This window comes from Streptomyces venezuelae, from assembly GCF_008642275.1.
In the GTDB taxonomy this organism is placed as follows: domain Bacteria; phylum Actinomycetota; class Actinomycetes; order Streptomycetales; family Streptomycetaceae; genus Streptomyces; species Streptomyces venezuelae_E.
This window is the reverse complement of the sequence record NZ_CP029189.1, coordinates 2395230-2413165: the sequence shown is the minus strand read 5'-3', so window position 1 is coordinate 2413165 and position 17936 is coordinate 2395230. Positions and strand designations below refer to the sequence as shown.

At 73.3% G+C, this 17936-nt stretch carries 20 protein-coding genes; 9 read left to right on the top strand and 11 right to left on the bottom strand.

What is annotated here, in order from left to right; genetic code table 11:
* Nucleotides 1-31 precede the first annotated feature (31 nt).
* Complete coding sequence (locus tag DEJ51_RS10320; RefSeq protein ID WP_030012642.1) at nucleotides 32-472, top strand: Lrp/AsnC family transcriptional regulator; 441 nt, start codon at nucleotides 32-34, stop codon at nucleotides 470-472.
* Nucleotides 473-585: 113 nt separating this feature from the next.
* Here DEJ51_RS10320 and DEJ51_RS10315 read toward each other — a convergent pair whose 3' ends face one another.
* The 3 genes from DEJ51_RS10315 to DEJ51_RS10305 all read right to left on the bottom strand — a co-directional run bounded on the left by DEJ51_RS10315 (nucleotide 586) and on the right by DEJ51_RS10305 (nucleotide 4010).
* Nucleotides 586-1041 (bottom strand): GNAT family N-acetyltransferase, encoded by a 456-nt coding sequence (locus tag DEJ51_RS10315; RefSeq protein ID WP_223836155.1) that lies wholly within the window; start codon nucleotides 1039-1041, stop codon nucleotides 586-588.
* A 240-nt stretch (nucleotides 1042-1281) separates the two neighbouring features.
* Nucleotides 1282-2976, bottom strand: coding sequence for a GAF domain-containing protein (locus DEJ51_RS10310; protein WP_223835746.1), 1695 nt, complete (start codon nucleotides 2974-2976; stop codon nucleotides 1282-1284).
* On the bottom strand, nucleotides 2973-4010 hold the full coding sequence (locus DEJ51_RS10305) for a rod shape-determining protein (protein WP_150257329.1): 1038 nt from the start codon (nucleotides 4008-4010) through the stop codon (nucleotides 2973-2975). Before DEJ51_RS10305 ends, DEJ51_RS10310 begins: the two co-directional genes overlap by 4 nt.
* Before the next feature lie 212 nt (nucleotides 4011-4222).
* Here DEJ51_RS10305 and DEJ51_RS10300 point away from each other — a divergent pair, with 212 nt between their 5' ends.
* Nucleotides 4223-4996: an esterase/lipase family protein gene (locus DEJ51_RS10300; protein WP_150257328.1), complete on the top strand. Its 774-nt coding sequence runs from the start codon at nucleotides 4223-4225 to the stop codon at nucleotides 4994-4996.
* On the opposite strand, the gene DEJ51_RS10295 is transcribed toward DEJ51_RS10300, so the two are convergent.
* Nucleotides 4993-5559, bottom strand: coding sequence for a hypothetical protein (locus tag DEJ51_RS10295; protein WP_150257327.1), 567 nt, complete (start codon nucleotides 5557-5559; stop codon nucleotides 4993-4995). The genes DEJ51_RS10300 and DEJ51_RS10295 overlap by 4 nt on opposite strands.
* Before the next feature lie 78 nt (nucleotides 5560-5637).
* Between DEJ51_RS10295 and DEJ51_RS10290 the strand changes: the two genes are divergently transcribed.
* Complete coding sequence (locus tag DEJ51_RS10290) at nucleotides 5638-6360, top strand: hypothetical protein (RefSeq protein WP_150257326.1); 723 nt, start codon at nucleotides 5638-5640, stop codon at nucleotides 6358-6360.
* A gap of 108 nt (nucleotides 6361-6468) precedes the next feature.
* Here the strand turns inward: DEJ51_RS10290 and DEJ51_RS10285 are convergent, their stop codons facing one another.
* Complete coding sequence (locus tag DEJ51_RS10285; protein ID WP_150257325.1) at nucleotides 6469-6891, bottom strand: MarR family winged helix-turn-helix transcriptional regulator; 423 nt, start codon at nucleotides 6889-6891, stop codon at nucleotides 6469-6471.
* Nucleotides 6892-6986: 95 nt separating this feature from the next.
* Between DEJ51_RS10285 and DEJ51_RS10280 the strand changes: the two genes are divergently transcribed.
* The 3 genes from DEJ51_RS10280 (at nucleotide 6987) to DEJ51_RS10270 (ending at nucleotide 9363) form a co-directional block, all read left to right on the top strand.
* Nucleotides 6987-8009 carry an NADP-dependent oxidoreductase gene (locus DEJ51_RS10280; RefSeq protein ID WP_150257324.1) on the top strand — a complete coding sequence of 341 codons (1023 nt, stop codon included), beginning with the start codon at nucleotides 6987-6989 and terminating at the stop codon, nucleotides 8007-8009.
* A 64-nt stretch (nucleotides 8010-8073) separates the two neighbouring features.
* Nucleotides 8074-8496, top strand: a complete 423-nt coding sequence (locus DEJ51_RS10275; protein ID WP_030757623.1) for an organic hydroperoxide resistance protein — start codon at nucleotides 8074-8076, stop codon at nucleotides 8494-8496.
* Between the two features lie 66 nt (nucleotides 8497-8562).
* Nucleotides 8563-9363: an EI24 domain-containing protein gene (locus tag DEJ51_RS10270; RefSeq protein WP_150257323.1), complete on the top strand. Its 801-nt coding sequence runs from the start codon at nucleotides 8563-8565 to the stop codon at nucleotides 9361-9363.
* Between the two features lie 12 nt (nucleotides 9364-9375).
* On the opposite strand, the gene DEJ51_RS10265 is transcribed toward DEJ51_RS10270, so the two are convergent.
* On the bottom strand, nucleotides 9376-10263 hold the full coding sequence (locus tag DEJ51_RS10265) for an NAD(P)-dependent oxidoreductase (RefSeq protein ID WP_150257322.1): 888 nt from the start codon (nucleotides 10261-10263) through the stop codon (nucleotides 9376-9378).
* Nucleotides 10264-10359: 96 nt separating this feature from the next.
* Here DEJ51_RS10265 and DEJ51_RS10260 point away from each other — a divergent pair, with 96 nt between their 5' ends.
* On the top strand, nucleotides 10360-10695 hold the full coding sequence (locus DEJ51_RS10260) for a winged helix-turn-helix transcriptional regulator (protein ID WP_150257321.1): 336 nt from the start codon (nucleotides 10360-10362) through the stop codon (nucleotides 10693-10695).
* 3 nt (nucleotides 10696-10698) lie between these two features.
* Here the strand turns inward: DEJ51_RS10260 and DEJ51_RS10255 are convergent, their stop codons facing one another.
* Genes DEJ51_RS10255 through DEJ51_RS10245 form a run of 3 tightly spaced genes read right to left on the bottom strand, consistent with a single transcriptional unit; the run spans nucleotide 10699 to nucleotide 13058 of the window.
* Nucleotides 10699-11421, bottom strand: coding sequence for a hotdog fold domain-containing protein (locus DEJ51_RS10255; RefSeq protein ID WP_150257320.1), 723 nt, complete (start codon nucleotides 11419-11421; stop codon nucleotides 10699-10701).
* Between the two features lie 13 nt (nucleotides 11422-11434).
* Nucleotides 11435-12154 carry a carbon-nitrogen hydrolase family protein gene (locus DEJ51_RS10250; protein WP_150257319.1) on the bottom strand — a complete coding sequence of 240 codons (720 nt, stop codon included), beginning with the start codon at nucleotides 12152-12154 and terminating at the stop codon, nucleotides 11435-11437.
* A gap of 4 nt (nucleotides 12155-12158) precedes the next feature.
* Nucleotides 12159-13058 carry a LysR family transcriptional regulator gene (locus tag DEJ51_RS10245; RefSeq protein ID WP_317852390.1) on the bottom strand — a complete coding sequence of 300 codons (900 nt, stop codon included), beginning with the start codon at nucleotides 13056-13058 and terminating at the stop codon, nucleotides 12159-12161.
* Between the two features lie 115 nt (nucleotides 13059-13173).
* On the opposite strand from DEJ51_RS10245, the gene DEJ51_RS10240 reads away from it, so the two are divergent.
* Nucleotides 13174-13497, top strand: coding sequence for a putative quinol monooxygenase (locus DEJ51_RS10240; RefSeq protein ID WP_150257317.1), 324 nt, complete (start codon nucleotides 13174-13176; stop codon nucleotides 13495-13497).
* A gap of 72 nt (nucleotides 13498-13569) precedes the next feature.
* Here DEJ51_RS10240 and DEJ51_RS10235 read toward each other — a convergent pair whose 3' ends face one another.
* Nucleotides 13570-14157, bottom strand: a complete 588-nt coding sequence (locus DEJ51_RS10235; protein ID WP_150257316.1) for a TetR/AcrR family transcriptional regulator — start codon at nucleotides 14155-14157, stop codon at nucleotides 13570-13572.
* 184 nt (nucleotides 14158-14341) lie between these two features.
* Here DEJ51_RS10235 and DEJ51_RS10230 point away from each other — a divergent pair, with 184 nt between their 5' ends.
* A complete protein-coding gene (locus tag DEJ51_RS10230; RefSeq protein WP_150257315.1) occupies nucleotides 14342-16792 on the top strand; it encodes a beta-glucosidase family protein in 2451 nt (816 codons plus the stop codon).
* 87 nt (nucleotides 16793-16879) lie between these two features.
* Here DEJ51_RS10230 and DEJ51_RS10225 read toward each other — a convergent pair whose 3' ends face one another.
* Nucleotides 16880-17782, bottom strand: a complete 903-nt coding sequence (locus DEJ51_RS10225) for an SGNH/GDSL hydrolase family protein (protein ID WP_150257314.1) — start codon at nucleotides 17780-17782, stop codon at nucleotides 16880-16882.
* Nucleotides 17783-17936 lie beyond the last annotated feature (154 nt).

Here is a 17936-nt window from a genome sequence, read left to right as displayed (position 1 = left end):
GCATATCGGGCCCGGCTGCGAGAATCGCGGTATGGACCGCCTCGACAGGGAAATCCTCGGCATCCTGCAGCAGGATGCGCGGATCTCGTACCGGGACCTGGGAGTCCGCGTCGGCCTCAGCGCCAACGCCACCGCCGACCGGGTCCGGCGGATGCGCCGCGAGGGGGTGATCCGCGGGTTCACCACGATCGTGGACCCGGCGGCCGACACCGCCGGCGGGCTGGTCGTCTTCATCGACGTCACCCTGCGCCAGGACACGACCAACGAGGAGTTCGAGCGCCAGGTCGCCAAGCTCTCCGGGATCACCGAGGTCGTGCACGTGACGGGCGAGCACGACTACCTCGTACGCGCCCGGGCCGCCGACCCCGCCGCCCTCGACGGGCTGCTCCGCCGGATGAAACGCGAGGCGGGGGTGGCCCAGTCCAACACCCGCATCGCGCTGCGCGCAGCCACCCGGCCGGGGCAGTACTGAGGGCTGTTCCCGGAGCCCGGAATGCCGGACGACCTGAAGACCTGAAGACCTGAAGACCACGGCACCGCGCCACGTCGCCGGTGCAGCCGACCGCACCCGGTACGGGGCTCCGGTCACCCGGCCGCCGCGTAGCAGCGCACGGTCACCGTCAGCTCCGGACTCCACCGTTGCTCGACCGTGGCCAGCAACTCCCAGCCCAGACGCTCGTACAGGGCCACCGCCGAGGTGTCGGAGGCCACGACGTCCAGCACGGGGTGCAGAGCGCGCCCCCGCGCCTCCTGCGTCGCCCGGGCCATCAGGAGCGCACCGATCCCGTGACCCCGGGCCGCCGGAGCGACGAACAGGCGGCCGACCACCGCGGCCGCCGCGGCCCCCACGCCCTCGCGGCCGCTCCACAGCGCGGGCGCCGCATCGTCCGCCGCACTGCGGGACAGGCCCACGTGACCGACGATCCGCCCGTCGAGCTCCGCCACCCAGGCCGCGAGCAGCGTCGGCCCGGACAGCCAGCCGCCGGGGTCGTCCGGCCAGTTCACCGGGTATCCGTCCTGCTCGTGGACCTCGGCGAGCACCCGGACGCACGCTCCGAGATCGTCGTCCGTACGGAGCCGGACGTGCCGGTCGTGCCGGTCGTGCCGGTCGTGCCGGTCGTGCCGGTCGTGCCGGTCGAGCCGGTCGAGCCGGACGTGCCGGTCGTGCCCGGCCACGGGTTCGCCGGTTGCGGGAGCACTCTCGTCGGTCATCGGATCATGGAAGCACGGCCGCGGAGCAGAGGTCCGTCACCGTCCGTTCCCGGCGCACGCCCACGGCGGTCACAGCGCCGACTCCCACGTCACCGTCGTGCCCCGCGCGCCCGACTCCGCACGGCCGTCGTCCGCCACCGTCAGGCGTACCCGCGACGGGCTCGCGTCCACCTGTACGTCGATGAAGGTGATCTCGCCGCGCCGGTGCGCCGCGGCCAGGGCGCCGCGCAGGGCCCCGAGCAGACCGGCCGCCACGGGCTCCGGCAGCAGGGCGTCCACCGCGCCCGTGAAGTGCACCGACGGCTGGAAGCCGAGCACCGCCGCCGCCCCGCCCGTCTCGCGCAGCACCCGTCCCCGGAAGGTCGTCGGGGCATCGGTCGGCGGCTGCTGGAGGGCAAAGATGGCCGTCCGGACCTCCTGGATGGTGGAGTCGAGTTCGTCCACGGCCCTGCTGAGCTCGTCGCCCACGGTGTCCCCCGACGGGGCGTTCGCGGCCCGCCGCCGGGTGCTCTCCAGCATCATCTCGGTGGCGAACAGCCGCTGGACCACCAGATCGTGCAGGTCGCGCGCGATCCGGTCGCGGTCCTCGTACACCGCCAGCTGCTCCCGGTCGTGCTGGGCGTCCGCCAGTACGAGGGCCAGTGCGGCCTGGGAGGCGAACTGCGAGGCGAGCAGCCGGTCCACGGCGTCGTACGCGGGGCCGCCCCGGGCGCGCGGCAGGGCCAGGGTGCCGATCAGCTGGCCGCCGCTCTGCAACGGAAGCATCATGCTGGGCCCGAACCGCTCCCGCACGTGGGTGGTCATCCGGGGGTCGGTGGCCGAGTCGTCGATGAAGACGGGTTCGCCGCCGAGGAGCTGTACCAGTACCGGCGAACCGGGGGCGATCGCCGTCCCCACCAGGTCCCCGGGGTCCCCCTGCGTGGAGGCGGCCACGATCTCCATGCCGCCCTCGGGGGTCGGCTGGAGCACCACGCCGGCCGCGGCGTCGGCCAGCAGCCGGGCCCGTTCGGCCACGCACTTCAGGGCGTCCGCCGCGGGCCGTCCGGCGAGCAGGGTCGTGGTCACGGCGGCGGCGCCGTCGATCCAGCGCTCCCGGCGGCGCGCGGTCTCGTAGAGCCGGGCGTTGCCGATCGCTATGCCCGCCTGCGAGGCCAGGACGCGCAGCAGGGCGAGGTCCTCGTCCGTGAAGGGGCCGCCGCCCCGCTTCTCGGTGAGGTAGAGGTTGCCGAAGACCTGCGTGTGCACCCGGATCGGGACACCCAGGAGGCTGTGCATGGGCGGGTGGCCCGGCGGGAAGCCGGCGGCCCGCGGGTCCTGGGTGACGTCGTCCAGGACCAGCGGGCGCGGGTCGCTGACGAGGGCTCCGAGCACCCCGGAACGCGCGTCCGGCAGGTGCGGGATGGCGGCCCGCTCCTCCTCGGTGAGCCCTGCCGTGAACAGCTGGGTCAGCAGGACGCGCTCGGGGTCGACGACCCCGAGCGCTCCGTACCGGGCCGCGCACAGCTCGGTCGCGGAGTCCACGATGTGCTGGAGGGTGGTGTGCAGTTCCAACTCGGACCCGACGTCGAGGACGGCTTGCAGCAGCGTGGGAAGGCTCGCCGTCTCCTCACCGGGGTTCCCGGACCTTCCGGTCTCCCCGGGCTTTCCGGTCTCCCCGGACCTTCCGGTCTCCCCGGGCTTTCCGGTCTGCCCGGGTTCGCGGGACTCCGTGGACTCGTCCGACCTCTCGGACTCCGTGGGTTCCTTCGGCTCCTGGGGCCTCATTCGGCCAGCGGGTTGAGGACCATGGGGGCGATCTTCCCTTCGAGCATCGCGCCGAGACCGACCACGGCGCACACGTCCGGCCGTTCCGCGATGGCTACGGGCATCCCGGTGGCGTCCCGCAGCATCTGGTCCAGGCCCGGCAGCAGGGCGCTGCCGCCCACCATCATGATCCCCCGGTCCGTCAGATCGGCGACCAGGTCCGGCGGGCAGTCCCGCAGCACCTTGCCGATGCCGTCGAGGACGGCGGTCAGCGGCGTGTGGATGGCGTCCCGTACGGCCGCGGTGTCCACGTGGACGGAGCGGGCCAGTCCGGTGGCCACGTCGCGGCCGTGGATCAGGGTGGAGGCCGGCCCCTCGGCGGTGAGGCCGTTGCCGTGGAGGGCCAGCTGCAGGGGCCGGACCGCCTGGCTGGGCAGCATCAGCTCGTGCGCGTGGCGCAGGTGCTGGACCACCGCGTGGTCGATGGCCTCGCCGCCGACCGGGATCCGCTGGGCGGTGACGATGGATCCGAGGGAGAGGACGGCCACCTGGGTGGCCGCGGCCCCGCACACCATGATCATCGTCGCGGTCGGCTGCTCCACGGGGAGTCCGCAGCCGACGGCCGCCGCGATCAGGGTGTCGACCAGTTCGACGCGCCGTGCGCCGAGCCCGACGAGGGTCTCCACGGTGGCCCGCTGGGCGAGCGGGTCCGCGTCGTGCGGGGTGCAGGCGGCGGCCCGCAGCCGCGGCTTGCGGCGCAGGGCGCGCCGCAGCTTCTCGCCGAGGAGGTGACGCAGCATCCGCTGGGCCATCTCGATGTCGACGACGGTGCCGCCGGAGACGGGGCGCACGACCCGGATGTAGTCGGGCGTGCGGCCGGTCATCCGTTCGGCGAAGGAGCCGACGGCGATGAGTGCGCCGGTGCGCGTGTTGACCGCGGCGACGCTGGGTTCGTCGACCACGAGGCCGGCGCCCTTGACGTACACGCGGGTTCTTGCCGCCCCCAGGTCGACGGCGACGTGGCAGCGGCGCAACTGCTCAAGACTGACGGTCACGGCAGATCCTCCCGAGAGCGCTGACGCAAGAGGACCGACGGAAATGTCGGTCACTTTTCATATCATCGCGGGCAATTCGGTCTCATGGCCCGTTGAGATGCTCCGGCCGGGGGGTGCGTCGCAGCTGCATGGGGGTGGATTTCTGTACCGACAGGCAGCACCATGCCCGCACCGCACGCGCTACTCACGCGTAACAAGGTAAAGGGGACCCGATGCTGACGGCCCGACAGAGAGCGCTGCCCCTTCCGGCACCCCCGGCACCCCCGGTACCCCGGGCAGGCACGGCGTTCCGTTCCCTCCGTTCGCTCCGGGCGCTCCTGGCGCTCCTGACGCTCTGCCTGGCACTGTCCGGGCCCGGCCCGGCCCACGCCGCCGGCCGGGCCCAGGCCGCTCCCCGCGGTCCGGTGGTCTTCGTGCACGGCTACAACGCCGATCCGGGCGTCTGGGGAGCCCTGCGCGCGGACCTGCGCGCCGCCGGTTACACCGACGCGCAGTTCTTCTCCTTCGGCTACGACACCCACCAGTCCGTCAACGAGGTCCTCGCCGGGCGGCTCGGCGCCTACGTCGACCAGGTCCGCCGGGAGACCGGCGCCGCCAAGGTCGACGTCGTCGCGCATTCCTTCGGCTCGCTGGTCAGCCGCTGGTACGTGAAGTTCGGCGGCGGTACGGCCGCCGTGGACCACTGGGTCTCGCTGGCCGGGCCCAACCGCGGTACCTCCACCGCCTGGGCCTGCGCGCTGTGGGACCAGGCCTGCCGGGACATGACCCCCGGCTCGTACGTGGTGAGGAACCTGAACGGCGGGGACGAGACCCCGGGCGCGGTGAAGTACGCGACCTTCTGGTCCGCCTGCGACGAGATCGTCAACCCGGACGACAGCGTCCCGCTGACCGGCGCCGCCAACACGCCGGTCGGCTGCCTGAAGCACAACGACCTGCTCGGCGACGACGGCACCTCGGCCGGAGTCCGCGCCTTCCTCTCCTCCTAGGGGGTGTCTGCGTCGTCCTGGGAGAACCGCTGCAGCAGGCCGTAGGTGAACTCCGCCACGCAGGTCCGTCCCCGCGCGGCGAAGGCCAGGCGCCAGCGGGTCGGGGCGGTGCCTTCCATCGGCCGGACCGGTGCGAAGGCCCGCGCCACCTCGTCCACCGTCGCCGACCAGGGCAGCAGATCCTCCGGCGAGCGGAGTACGGGCCCCCGCGCGCCCGGGGCCCGCACCAGCCACTCGTTCCACACCGCCCCGTCCGGCGCGGCCAGCACCTCGAAGCGCAGATCCGGCCAGAGCGGCAGCGGCCACAGCAGGGCCTCGCACTCCAGATCGCCGATCGTGCGGTGCTCGGCGGACTCCGGCGGGCCGAGCACCGAGCGGTACCGGGCCAGGGCCCCGCGGGAGCGTCGTGAGCGGACCATCGCCTGCCAGTGCTTGTTCGCCTCCCGCTGGTCGGCGAGCGAGGCGCCCAGCCTGCGGCGGGCCTCGTCGGCGAGGTCCGGCTGGAAGTCGGCCATCCGCCGCAAGAGCACCAACTGGAATCCGGTCGGCCCGAAAGATGTCATGGCGGAAACGATTCCACACAGGATCCTTACGTTCTCGGGATCCGGATGTTGCCGCAGACCACGTAGCCTGCGGGCGCCATGAACTACTGCCACGCATGCCGGAGGCACCTCAACGGCGCACTGGCGTGCGCCGGATGCGGAACCCCCGCCGAGTACCTGATACCCGCCACGGCCGCCGGCCCGCCGGCCGTCGTGCCCGCTGCCGAGGCGCCGTACTCCGGGCCGCCGCCCGCACTGGCCGAGGTCTTCGCCGACTCGCTCGTGGTGCTGTCCTCGCCGAACGAGCGGCGCGCCGGTGCCCGCCGCCGGGTCACGCACCGGCGCCGCCGCCGGACCGTGCTGTCGCTCTCGCTCGGCCTGCTGCTCGCGGTCGGCGGCTTGATGACGGTGGCCCGTATGGCCACCGACGGGGAGCGCACCGACCGGGCCGCGACCGTGGTGCTGACCGACGACGGCCCGCAGCAGCCCGCCCCGCTGCCCGAGGCTCCGACGGCCGGTGCGCCGACGGGGCCGGGGAAGGTCACGGCGAAGGCCACCGCCGCGGGGACGAAGAGCGCCGGGGCCCCGGCGCCTTCCGGGAACGTCACGCAGCCGGGTCCGGCCGCGTCCGCCCCCGCGCCATCGGGCCCGGCCTCGCGCACTCCCGGCCCGGGGCCGACCGTACAGACAAGTGCTTCGGGAAGGCCGTCGCAGAGCGCCACCGCCGGCACGCAGGCGCCGTCGCCGCCGATGTCCCCGTCCCCGAGTCCCTCGCCGACGAAGAAGCCCTGCGGCCTCTTCGACTTCAGCTGCTGGTTCTAGGCCGCCCCTCCCGGATCTCTGCCGGGTGCGCGCCCACGGGCAGGCCCACGGACACGTACGCGCCCGTGAACAGGAACTTTCCGGCCTTGGCGGGCCGGGCCACCCCCGTCAGGCCAGCATGCGCCTGAGGAGGTCCCGCAGGACCGTCCGCTCCTCCGCGGAAAGCCCCGCCAGCGGTTCGCGGGCGAAGTCGAGCGACTCGCGCAGCCGCTCCGCGGTCAGCGTGCCCTCCTCGGTGGGGGCGGCCAGCTTCACCCGGCGGTCCGCCGGGTCCGGGCGGCGTTCGACCAGGCCACGGGTCTCCAGGCGGTCGACGATGCCGGTCACGTTCGAGGGCTCGCACCGCAGCTTCAGCGCGATGCGCCGCATCGGCATGGGCTCCAGGGAGAGCATGTTCAGCACCTTGGCCTGGGCGCCGGTGAGCTGGTGGCTGGCGGCCGCGTGCTCGTACTCCATGTGGTACCGGGCCACGACGTCGCCGATGAGCTCGACGACTTCGATGGTCACTGGGTCTACGCGACGACTGGGCATGGAACCAGCGTACCCATTTACTTGACAACATGAAATATCTAGGCGCATGGTTGTTTCACCTAGTGAAGCAATTTCGTTCTGACCAGGAGCGCCGCATGTCTCAGATCCCCGCCGTCAGCCGCGAGTGGCACCTCGTCCGTCGCCCGCAGGGCTGGCCCGTCGCCGAGGACTTCGCCCTGCGCGAGGTGCCCGTGTCCGCCGAGCCCGCGGCCGGCCGGATCCTCGTGCGCAACCTCCACATGTCCGTTGACCCCTACATGCGCGGCCGGATGAACGACGTGAAGTCCTACGTCCCGCCCTTCCAGCTGGACGAGCCGATGCAGGGCGGCGCGGTCGGCGAGATCGTCGCCTCCGCCGCCGAGGGCTTCGCCGTGGGTGACCACGTCCTGCACATGCTGGGCTGGCGTGAGTACGCGGACCTCGACGCCGCGCACGTCGTCAAGGTGGACGCCTCGCTCGCCCCGCTCTCCGCCTACCTCGGCGTCCTCGGCATGCCGGGTCTGACCGCCTACGCCGGTCTCTTCGAGGTCGCCTCCTTCAAGGAGGGCGACTCCGTGTTCGTCTCCGGCGCCGCCGGTGCGGTCGGCAGCCTCGTCGGCCAGTTCGCCAAGATCAAGGGCGCGTCCCGGGTGATCGGCTCCGCCGGCTCGGACGAGAAGGTGACGCTGCTCACGGAGAAGTACGGCTTCGACGCCGCCTTCAACTACAAGAACGGCCCCGTCGCCGAGCAGCTCCCGGTCGCCGCCCCCGAGGGCATCGACGTCTACTTCGACAACGTCGGCGGCGACCACCTGGAGGCCGCCATCTCCTCGATGAAGGTGCACGGCCGGGCCACCCTGTGCGGCGCGATCGCCGGCTACAACGACACCGAGGCCGCACCCGGCCCGCGCAACCTGATGCAGGTCATCGGCAAGCGCCTGCGCCTGCAGGGCATCCTCGTCAACGACCACAACCACCTCCAGCAGCAGTTCGTCCAGGACGTCGCCGGATGGCTGCGTTCCGGTGAGCTGCGGTACGACGAGACGGTCGTCGAGGGCGTCGAGAACGCCACCTCCGCCTTCCTCGGCATGCTGCGCGGCGAGAACACCGGAAAGATGATCGTTTCCTTCACCGGTTAGGCTCACTGCACACCGTCGTGATCGTGGGCGCGACTCACGGCGATTACCAGGAGGATTTTCCTTTATGTCCATCCAGCAGTCCGACGTCGCCTACACCGCTGTCGCCACCGCCGAGAACGGCCGTGACGGCCGCGTCGCCACCAACGACGGCCAGCTCGACGTCGTCGTGAACCCGCCGAAGGAGCTCGGTGGCAGCGGCGCCGGCACCAACCCGGAGCAGCTGTTCGCCGCCGGCTACAGCGCCTGCTTCCAGGGCGCCCTGGGCGTCGTCGCCAAGAACGTGAACGCCGACATCTCCGGCTCCACGGTCACCGCCGAGGTCGGCATCGGCAAGAACGACGAGGGCTTCGGCCTGATCGTCAAGATCTCCGCCGTGATCCCGAACGTGGACGCCGCCACCGCCAAGGACCTCATCGAGAAGGCCCACCAGGTCTGCCCGTACTCCAAGGCCACCCGCGGCAACATCACCGTCGAGCTCGCCGTCTGATCCGGCGCTCGCAGCGCGCAGGCCGCACCCCCGACCGGGGTGCGGCCTGCGCCGTAAACTGGCCCCATGCGTGATCTTGCGGGGGGCTTCCGGTATCTGCTGGCCGGACAGCGATGGGTGTTCCGGCACGGCAGGTGGCTGGGCTTCGGGCTGCTGCCCGGGCTCGTGGCGCTCGTCCTCTACGTCGGCGCCCTGATCGGGCTCGGATACGGGGCCGACGACCTCACCGCCTGGGCCACCCCCTTCGCGGACGACTGGTCCTCGCCCTGGCTCTCCCTCTTCCGCGGCTTCCTGACCGCCCTGCTCTTCGGCCTCGGCCTCTTCCTCGCCGTGATCACCTTCACCGCCGTGACCCTGCTGATCGGCCAGCCCTTCTACGAGTCCCTCTCGGAGCAGGTCGACCGCAGCGAGGGCGGCGAGGTGCCGCAGTCGGGGCTCCCGCTCTGGACGGAGCTGTGGGTCTCGGCCCGGGACAGCGTGAAGGTGCTCGTGCGGGTGCTGCTGTACGGGATCCTGCTCTTCGCCCTCGGTTTCATCCCGCTGATCGGCCAGACGGTGATCCCGGTGCTCGGCTTCTGCGTCTCCGGGTACTTCCTGACCCAGGAGCTCACCGCCGTGGCCCTGCAGCGGCGCAAGGTGGAGCTGCCCGACCGGCTGGAGCTGATGCGCTCGCGGCGCCTGCTGGTGCTCGGCTTCGGGGTGCCGCTGGTGCTGGCGTTCCTGGTGCCGCTGGTCGCGGTGTTCCTGATGCCGGGCGCGGTGGCCGGGGCCACGCTGATGGCCCGCGACCTCATGAAGACCGACGAGGCCCCGGAGGCCGAATCGGCTCCCGCGGGTTTCGGACCGCCGCCGCCCGCGTACTCCTGACCGCCCGGCGGGCTACCGCTTCAGCAGCAGGATGGCCCCCGTCGTGTCCTCCCCGCCGTGCGCGGCCGGGTCCGCCGCCAGCCGGCGGCGCAGCAGGTCCACGTACGGGAGGACCAGCTCGGCGCTGACCCCCTGTTCCGCGGCGGTGCGCAGCATCGTGTCGGTGCCCGTGACCTGCATGGCCAGGTTGGAGACCACCCCCGAGGTGAAGTCGTGGGAGGTCAGCCGCTCGGCGGCGTTCCCGACGAAGAAGCCCATCGCGCCGAGCCACTCGGACAGCAGCGGAGCCAGGTCCTTCGGGGCGATGTCCTCGCCCTCGATCAGCGCGTAGGCGTGCGAGATGCCGGCGAACATCCCCCACATCGCGCTCAGCAGTGCCACGTCGTGGAGGGCCGCGTGCCCGGGGTCCTCGCCGACGAAGCGGGAGCCGGACGGGACCTCCAGGACCGTCCGGTGGGTCTCGAAGAGGGCGTGCGAGCCGCTGTAGAAGACGTACCCGCCCGCTTCGGGGACGCCGATCATCGTCGGCGTGGCCATGATCCCGCCGTCCAGGTACCGGGCGCCGCGCTCCTCGGCCCAGGCGGCGCGGGCGCGTGCCTCGCCCGGGGTGCCGGTGGTGAGGTTGACGAGGTCCTTGCCGGTCAGGTCGATGCCGTCCAGGGCGGACCCGACGCTCTCGTCGTCCAGCAGACAGACCACGACCAGCGTGTTCGCGGCGACCGCCGAGGTGGCGGTCGCCGCGACAAGGGCCCCTTCGGCGGCCAGCGCCTCGGCCTTGGCGGGGGTGCGGTTCCAGACGGTGAGGGAGTGCCCGGCGGCCAGCCAGGTGCGGGCCAGGGCGGTGCCCATGTCGCCGAGGCCGAGGAGGGTGAGGGAAAAGTGAGCTGTGGTGTCGGTCATGACGTTTAGCCTGGTCGCAGGCGGCAGAGCGCTCAAGTACGCACTTCGGAGTGGGTGGTTACCCCGAGGTGAGCGAGCAGGTGGGGAGGGTGTGCGATGGCGGTGACACGAAGGCCGGGCGCCGACGAATGCGGGATCGCCGCGGCGATGTCCGTGATCGACGGGAAGTGGAAGGTGTCGCTCCTGTGGCTGCTGGACCAGCGACCCCACCGGTTCGGTGAACTGCGCAGGCTCGCCCCCGGCATCTCGGAGAAGGTGCTCACCGCCCAGCTGCGCGAGCTGGAGACCGACGGCCTCGTGCACCGCGAGGTGTACGACGAGGTCCCGCCGCGCGTCGAGTACTCCCTGACCCCGCTGGGCCAGGACCTGAACGCGGCCCTGGAACCCCTCGGGGCGTGGGGCGGCAAGCACCTGCTGGCCGACACCGCCTGAGGTTCACGCGCGCGGCTGGACCCACAGCGCCTCGGCGACGGCGCACAGTTCTCCGTCGGCCGTGGCCAGGGCCGTGCCCACGGTGTACTTGCGGCCCGAGGACGACAGCATCCAGGCGTACGAGACGAGCCCCTCGCCCACCGGCACCGGCCGCAGCAGCCGGGCGCCGAGCGCGGCGGTGACCGCACCCGCGGGGCGGCCGTCGAGCAGCCGCCCGGCGGCGTTCCCCGGGCAGTCCAGCGCGCCCCACACCAGCTCGGCCGGCAGCAGCCCGTCCGCGTCCCCGAGTCCGGGCGCGGGCGTCCAGGCCGCGGCGACCAGCTCGCGGCCCGGCACCGTACCGCAGTGCAGGCGCAGCCCGGTCGCGGGCGTCCGGTCCAGGCCGCAGCCGAAGCAGTCGGCCTGACCGTCCGGCGGGTCCGCCCGGAAGGCCTCGGCCGCGGCCACGGCCCGGTCCCAGGAGGGGGCTTCGGGGGCGTCCGCGCCGGGGGCTTCGACCGCGGTCGCCACGGCCAGCAGCAGCTCGCCGTCCGTCAGCTCGCAGCCGCCGCCGGCGGTCGCGGCGAGCCGCACCGGCGCCCCGGTCGGCACGGGCCGCCGGAAGTCCACCCGTACGTCCTTCGCCGCGGCGCGGGCGGCCAGTACGCCCGCCACGTAGCCGCCGAAGGCCACCCCCGGGTATCCGTGGAGGCGTTCCGGAACCGTGATCGTCTCGAAGTCGCTCATGGCGCCCACCTCATCACACCGGGGCCGCCGCGATCGAGGCCGTCACCACCGAGGGCGTACGGTCGTCGGCCTCGGCCAGCAGCGAGCCGTCCGGGCCCCACACGGCCGACCGGCCGCAGCCGGTCCACGGGCCGGCCGGGCCGACGTGGTTGGCGAGGACCACGTACAGGCCGTGCTCCCGCGCGATCTCCGGGTGCACGGTGGCGCGCTCGTGGATCCCGTCGCCCGTCCCGTACAGGGAGCTCGCCAGGTGGACCCGGCAGCCGTCGGCGGCGCCCCGGCCGGGCAGTTCCGGGAAGTGGTTGTCGAAGCAGATGCCCAGGCAGAAGCGGATCCCGCCGAGTTCGAAGCGCCCGTCGGCCCGGCCGCCTTCGAAGACGTCCTGCTCGTGCCGGTAGAGGTGCTGCTTCGCGTACGTCGTCACGTGCGCGCCGTCCGCGTCGTGGACCAGCGTCGCGATCGCGGGGCGCGGGCCGCCGGTGGGCAGGGCGACGTTGACCGCGGTGGCGATCCCGGCGGAGCGCAGCGGATCCAGCCGGGGGTCGTCGGCGGCCGTCCACAGGCCCGGGTCGGCGCTCAGCGGGGCGAGCTCGTAGCCGGTGAGCGCGAGCTCGGGGAACACCACGAGCGCGGCGCCCTGTTCGCGGGCGGCGGCGGCGAGGTCCGCGGCCCGCGCGACATTGGCCCGGACATCCGCGGGGACGCAGGTCAGCTGTGCTGCGGCGATCTTCACCCGGTCAGGATGCCAGCCCGGCCGCGACCTCCTTGAGCAGGGCCAGGAAGGCCCGGGCGGCGGGGGAGGGGGCGATGCCGTGCGGGGTGGCGGCGTAGACCCGGCGGCGCGGGGTGTCGTCCGGGTGCAGCGGGACGAGCGCCAGGTCGGCCCGTGCCGAGGAGGCGGCGAGCGCCGGGACCAGGGTGACGCCGAGCCCGGCCGCGACGAAGCCCTGCTTGGCGATCCAGTCGGCGGCGAGGAAACCGGTGCGCGGGCGGAAGCCGCCGGCCAGCGCGGAGTGCATGAGGGTCTCCTCGGGCCGGGGGCCGGCCGCGATCCACTCCTCGTCGGCCAGCTCGGCCAGCCGTACGGCGGCGCGCCCGGCGAGCCGGTGGCCGGCCGGCAGGGCCACGTACATCCGCTCGTCGAGCAGGTGGTGCGGGGTGCAGCCGCGGGGCGGCTCCGCGGAGGTGGCCGCGACGACGGCGAGGTCGAGGTCCCCGGCGGCGAGCAGGGCCAGGTGCTTGGCGGAGGGGCCCTCGGTGCGGGCGACGGCCACGGCGGGGTGGCGGGCCCGGAAGGCGGCCAGCGTACGGGGCAGCAGGGCGGCGTCGGCGGTGGAGAAGGCGCCGATCCGCAGCCGTCCGGCGCCGAGGGTGCGCAGCGCGTCGAGTTCGGCGCGGGCGGTGCGCAGCCGCTCGCCGACGGCCTCGGCGTGCGGGAGCAGGAGGCGCCCGGCCTCGGTCAGGCGGACCCCGCGGGGGAGGCGGTCGAAGAGCGGCGTGCCCCATTCGTCCTCCAGGGTCTGGACCTGCCGGGAGACGGCGGACTGCGTGTAGCCCAGGGCACGGGCGGCGGCGGTGAGGGAGCCCATCCGGGCCACGCTCAGGAAGACCTCGTACAAGCTGTGCGAAGAGGGCATGGCGGCCATGCTAGGCAGTCCCTTCCCGCAGGGAGGGGCCGTGCCCGCTGTCACGGCCGGGCCGGGAGCGGGCAGTTGGGGGCGCTCGGCGGATCAACCTGCATAAAATGCCTGTGTGATCTTCATTGTGGTGAAATTCCCCGTCAAGCCCGAATATGTCGACGCGTGGCCCGACAAGGTCGCGCCCTTCACCCGCGCCACCCGCGCCGAACCCGGGAACCTCTGGTTCGAGTGGTCGCGCAGCCTGGAGGAGCCGGACACCTACGTCCTGGTCGAGGCCTTCCAGGACGACGCCGCCGAGGCGCACGTCACCTCGGACCACTTCCGTGCCGCGCTGGAGACCATGCGGCCGATGGTGACCCGTACGCCCGAGATCGTCAGCACCACCATCGAGGGTGCGGACGGCTGGAGCCGGATGGGCGAGCTCCAGGTCGACTAGCCGGTCTCTTCCGGATCCTGGCGGGCAGCGCGGGCAGCGCGGCAGCCCCGGCAGGATCCGGAGGGGGCACGCCTACGGGGCCGAGGCGCTGCCCGGCCCCCGCAGCAGCTTCAGGAAGGAACGGAAGGCGGCGGGCATGTCCACCGACTCCGGGGCCAGCAGCCACTGGTACTGGAGGCCGTCCATCACCGCCGTCAGCAGCGGGGCCGCCTCCTCGGGGGTGAGTCCGGAGGGGAGCCGGTCGCCGAACTCGGCGCGCAGCACCGCCGCCATCTCCGAGCGGACCTGGGCGTAGCGCTCGGTGAAGAACTCCCGGGCCGGGTGGCCGTCGGTGACGCTCTCGCCCAGCAGCGCCGAGAAGGTCTGGACGATGCCCGGGCGCATGGCGTTGTACTCGACCAGCGAGTCCAGCAGGTCCAGGCGCCAGGTGTCCGCGGCCGAGCGCGAGCCGCCGCCCGTGTCCCAGCGGTCGCGTTCCTCCAGTACCGCGACCAGCAGGGCCTCCTTGGTCGGGAAGTAGTGCAGCAGCCCCTGCTGGGTCAGGCCCACGCGTTCGGCGACGGTGGCCAGGGACGCGCCCCGGTAGCCGCGCTCCGCGATCACCTCGACGGCCGCGCGCACGATCTCCCCGCGGCGTTCCTCGCTCCTCGCCCTGACCATCGGCCCGGCACCCCTTCCCGTTCATGCGCTGTGCCTGCGCCTGTGCCCTGCGCCTGTGCCCTGCCCAAGGACCGTACGGCATTCGAATATCACGAACACATTACGAACCCTACCGTTCAACAGGCAACGGGTCCACGATGGGGGCACCGCACCGAGCAACCGCACCCAACGAGGAGGCACGGCCGTGACCGATGCCGATCAGGTCCGCGATCAGACACACCACGACGCCGTCGAGGCGGCACTGGGCAAACTGGACCTCGACACCAAGGCCCGGCTGCTGGCCGGCCAGGACATGTGGTCCCTGCCCGCCATCCCCGCCATCGGGCTGGAGTCCCTGGTCTTCTCCGACGGGCCCATCGGGGTCCGCGGCGTGCGCTGGACCGCCGACGACCCGTCCGTCGCCCTGCCGTCCCCGACCGCGCTCGCCGCCGCCTGGGACCCGGAGCTCGCCCGCCGCGCCGGCCGCCTCCTCGCCCAGGAGGCCCGCCGCAAGGGCGTGCACGTCCTCCTCGCACCCACCGTCAACCTGCACCGCTCACCGCTCGGCGGCCGGCACTTCGAGTGCTACTCCGAGGACCCGTACCTCACCGGCGCCATCGGTTCCGGCTATGTGAACGGAGTCCAGGACGGCGGCGTCGGCACCACCGTCAAGCACTTCGTCGGCAACGACGCCGAGACCGACCGGTTCACCGTCGACAGCGTCATCGCCCCGCGCCCGCTGCGCGAGCTGTACCTCGCGCCGTTCGAGGCCATCGTCGCCAACGCCCACCCCTGGGGCATCATGACCGCGTACAACCAGGTCAACGGCACGACCATGACCGAGCACCAGTACCTGGTGAACGAGGTGCTGCGCGCCGAATGGGGCTTCGACGGCTGCAACGTCTCCGACTGGATGGCCGCCCGCTCCACCGCCGGGGACGTCCTCGGCGGCATGGACGTGGCCATGCCCGGCCCCACCACCGTCTACGGCCCCGCCCTCGCCGAAGCCGTCCGCTCCGGCGAGGTCCCCGAGTCCGCCGTGGACGAGGCCGTGCGCAACGTCCTGCGCCTCGCCGCCCGCACCGGCGCCCTGGCGGGCGCGCCCGCCACCGTCGCGCGGCCCCCGGCCCCGATCGACGGCCAGGCACTGGCCCGCGAGCTCGCCGCCCGCGGCTTCGTCCTGGTCCGCAACGAGGGGGCGCTGCCGCTCGACGCGGCAGCCGGCGGCACCATCGCCCTGTCGGGCGCCGCCGCCCGCGACGCCCGTGTCCTCGGCGGAGGCAGCGCCACCGTCTTCCCCGAGCGGGTCGTCTCCCCGCTCGACGGGCTCACCGCCGCCCTCCCCGAGGGCGCCCTCACCTACACCGTCGGCGCCGACCCCTCCGACGAGCTCACCGCCGCCGGACAGGGCTTCGAGCTGCACGCCGTCTGCCGTGACGCCTCCGGGACCGTCCTCGGCGAAGGCGGCCTGCCCTCGGGCCAGGTCCAGTGGATCGGCGACGACCTGCCCGCAGGGGTCACGTACGAGACCATGGCGAGCATCGAGGTCCGCGGCACGTTCGTGCCGCGCGAGAGCGGCGAGCACGCCTTCGGCACCCGCGGACTGGGCGCCTTCGACCTGGCCGTCGGCGGCGAGCACCTGTGGAGCGGCGTCCAGGAGATGGGCAACGAGGCCGACCCCTTCGAAGCCTTCTTCGGCGCCCCCAGCGAGCGCGCCCGCGTCACCCTCACCGAGGGCGAACCCGTCGAGGTGTCGCTGACCTTCCATGTCCCCGACATGTCCGCACTGCCGCTCAGGGCGGTCATGTTCTCGCTGCTCCACCTCGGTCCGCGGCGCGACGCCGACGAGCTGATCGCCGAGGCCGTGGCCGCCGCCCGGGAGGCCGACACCGCCGTCGTGGTCGTCGCCACCACCGAGCGCGTGGAGTCCGAGGGCTTCGACCGGCAGGACCTCACCCTCCCCGGCCGCCAGGACGACCTGGTGCGCGCCGTCGCCGCCGTGAACCCGAACACGGTGGTCGTCGTCAACGCGGGCTCCCCCGTCGAGCTCCCGTGGCGCGAGGACGTGGCGGCCGTCCTGCTGACCTGGTTCCCCGGGCAGGAGGGCGGGGCCGCGCTGGCCGACGTACTCCTGGGCGACGCGGAGCCGGGCGGGCGGCTCCCCACCACCTGGCCCGCGCGCTTCGCGGACGCGCCCGTCACCGAGGTCGTCCCCACCGGCGGGCGCCTGGAGTACCGGGAGGGGCTCTTCATCGGCTACCGGGCCTACGAGAAGCACGCCGTGGCCCCCGCCTACCCCTTCGGGCACGGACTCGGCTACACCGACTGGCGGTACGACTCCCTGGAGGTCACCGCCGACACGGTCCGGGTCCGCCTCACCAACACGGGTGCCCGTCCCGGCCGCGAGGTCGTCCAGGTCTACCTGGCGCCCGAGCGGGACGGTGCGGAACGTCCGGCGAGCTGGCTGGCCGCCTTCGCGAGTGTGGCGGCGGGCCCCGGCGAGAGCGTCGAGACCGAGATCGCCCTGCCCGCCCGGGCCTTCGAGATCTGGGACGAGGAGGCCCGCGGCTGGCGCCGGATCGCCGGCGCCTACGAGGTCCGCGCGAGCCACTCGCACGGTGACACCCGGCTGACCGCGACGCTCGACCTCGCGTGACACGCCGTATGGCCGGAAATCACCCCTGAGGACAGGTCCGGGGGCGGGCCCTGACACCCGCCCCCGGACCCTGCGCGCACCCGGGCGTCAACGCGGCGGTTCGGCCGCCGTCACCTGGCGGTGCGCCAGTTCCGCGAGCCGCGCCTGTCCGTCCTTGCCCGGATGGAACCAGTCCCAGCGGCTCAACTGATCCGCCGCGAAGGGGTACTGGAACACCGCACCGCCGTCGTAGCGGCACAGCGGATCCTTTCCGCAGACCTCGCGCAGCACCTCGTTGTACTCCACCACCCGCGCCCGCACCTGCTCGCGCCGGGTCGTCGCCCCCGTGGCCGCCGACAGCGGGTCGGCGAGCATGGACTGACAGATGCCCAGCTTCCAGATCTGCCGCACCATCGGCAGGTCCTTGCCCTGCTCCCACAGCCGCTGCAGGTCCGGCACGCTGGAGACGTACACCTGGGAGGCGGGGGAGGCGGCCCGCAGGTCCGCGATCGCCTTCTCGAATCCGGACCGGAACTCCGCCACCGGCGTCATCGACGAAGCCGTGGGCCGGCAGGCGTCGTTCGAGCCCACCATGACCGTGACCAGGTCGGGCTTGTGCGCGGCGGCCCCCGCCAGCTGGGCCGGCAGGTCCGCCATCCGCGAGCCGGTCACCGCGTAGTTCCAGCTCCGGCCGGGCACCTCCGCGTCCCCGAGCAGCCGTGCGGCCAGCGAGCGGACCGCCGGGTCGTTCCCGGTGGCCCAGGAGACCTCGGGGCAGTCGGCCAGCACCGAACAGGCGTCGAACCCCCGCGTGATGGAGTCGCCCACCGCGGCGATCGAGGCAGGCTTGGTGTTCCAGCGCGGTGTGCTCTGCGCCCCGCGCTCGCCGCCCTGCCCGCCCGACCCGCCCCCCGAGCTGCACCCGGTCGCCGCCCCGGCCAGCAGGACGAGCGCCGCGCCCGCGCCCGCGAGCGTCCGGCGCGCGCGGCGGCGTGGGGCGGTGGTGCGCATGGGAAGGGGCCCTCCTTGTCGTCCCCACGTCGTTCGGGGGGTCCTGCTGAGTGAAAGCTCTGCGTTTACGGGTCTTGGAGCGACCGTACGTCACATCATGACCCCTGGCGCACGGTAGCTTTTTCCCGTGGCGTTTCGGCCGCAGGCCCCGTAG

Bases quoted from the DNA above. Each gene is read 5' to 3' on its own strand.
- DEJ51_RS10285 (WP_150257325.1), bottom strand. From the start codon at position 6,891: ATGCCCAGTCGTCGCGTAGACCCAGTGACCATCGAAGTCGTCGAGCTC.
- DEJ51_RS10280 (WP_150257324.1), top strand. From the start codon at position 6,987: ATGTCTCAGATCCCCGCCGTCAGCCGCGAGTGGCACCTCGTCCGTCGC.
- DEJ51_RS10225 (WP_150257314.1), bottom strand. From the start codon at position 17,782: ATGCGCACCACCGCCCCACGCCGCCGCGCGCGCCGGACGCTCGCGGGC.
- DEJ51_RS10290 (WP_150257326.1), top strand. From the start codon at position 5,638: ATGAACTACTGCCACGCATGCCGGAGGCACCTCAACGGCGCACTGGCG.
- DEJ51_RS10270 (WP_150257323.1), top strand. From the start codon at position 8,563: ATGCGTGATCTTGCGGGGGGCTTCCGGTATCTGCTGGCCGGACAGCGA.
- DEJ51_RS10265 (WP_150257322.1), bottom strand. From the start codon at position 10,263: ATGACCGACACCACAGCTCACTTTTCCCTCACCCTCCTCGGCCTCGGC.
- DEJ51_RS10300 (WP_150257328.1), top strand. From the start codon at position 4,223: ATGCTGACGGCCCGACAGAGAGCGCTGCCCCTTCCGGCACCCCCGGCA.
- DEJ51_RS10320 (WP_030012642.1), top strand. From the start codon at position 32: ATGGACCGCCTCGACAGGGAAATCCTCGGCATCCTGCAGCAGGATGCG.
- DEJ51_RS10275 (WP_030757623.1), top strand. From the start codon at position 8,074: ATGTCCATCCAGCAGTCCGACGTCGCCTACACCGCTGTCGCCACCGCC.
- DEJ51_RS10310 (WP_223835746.1), bottom strand. From the start codon at position 2,976: ATGAGGCCCCAGGAGCCGAAGGAACCCACGGAGTCCGAGAGGTCGGAC.
- DEJ51_RS10295 (WP_150257327.1), bottom strand. From the start codon at position 5,559: ATGACATCTTTCGGGCCGACCGGATTCCAGTTGGTGCTCTTGCGGCGG.
- DEJ51_RS10260 (WP_150257321.1), top strand. From the start codon at position 10,360: ATGGCGGTGACACGAAGGCCGGGCGCCGACGAATGCGGGATCGCCGCG.
- DEJ51_RS10245 (WP_317852390.1), bottom strand. From the start codon at position 13,058: ATGCCCTCTTCGCACAGCTTGTACGAGGTCTTCCTGAGCGTGGCCCGG.
- DEJ51_RS10235 (WP_150257316.1), bottom strand. From the start codon at position 14,157: ATGGTCAGGGCGAGGAGCGAGGAACGCCGCGGGGAGATCGTGCGCGCG.
- DEJ51_RS10255 (WP_150257320.1), bottom strand. From the start codon at position 11,421: ATGAGCGACTTCGAGACGATCACGGTTCCGGAACGCCTCCACGGATAC.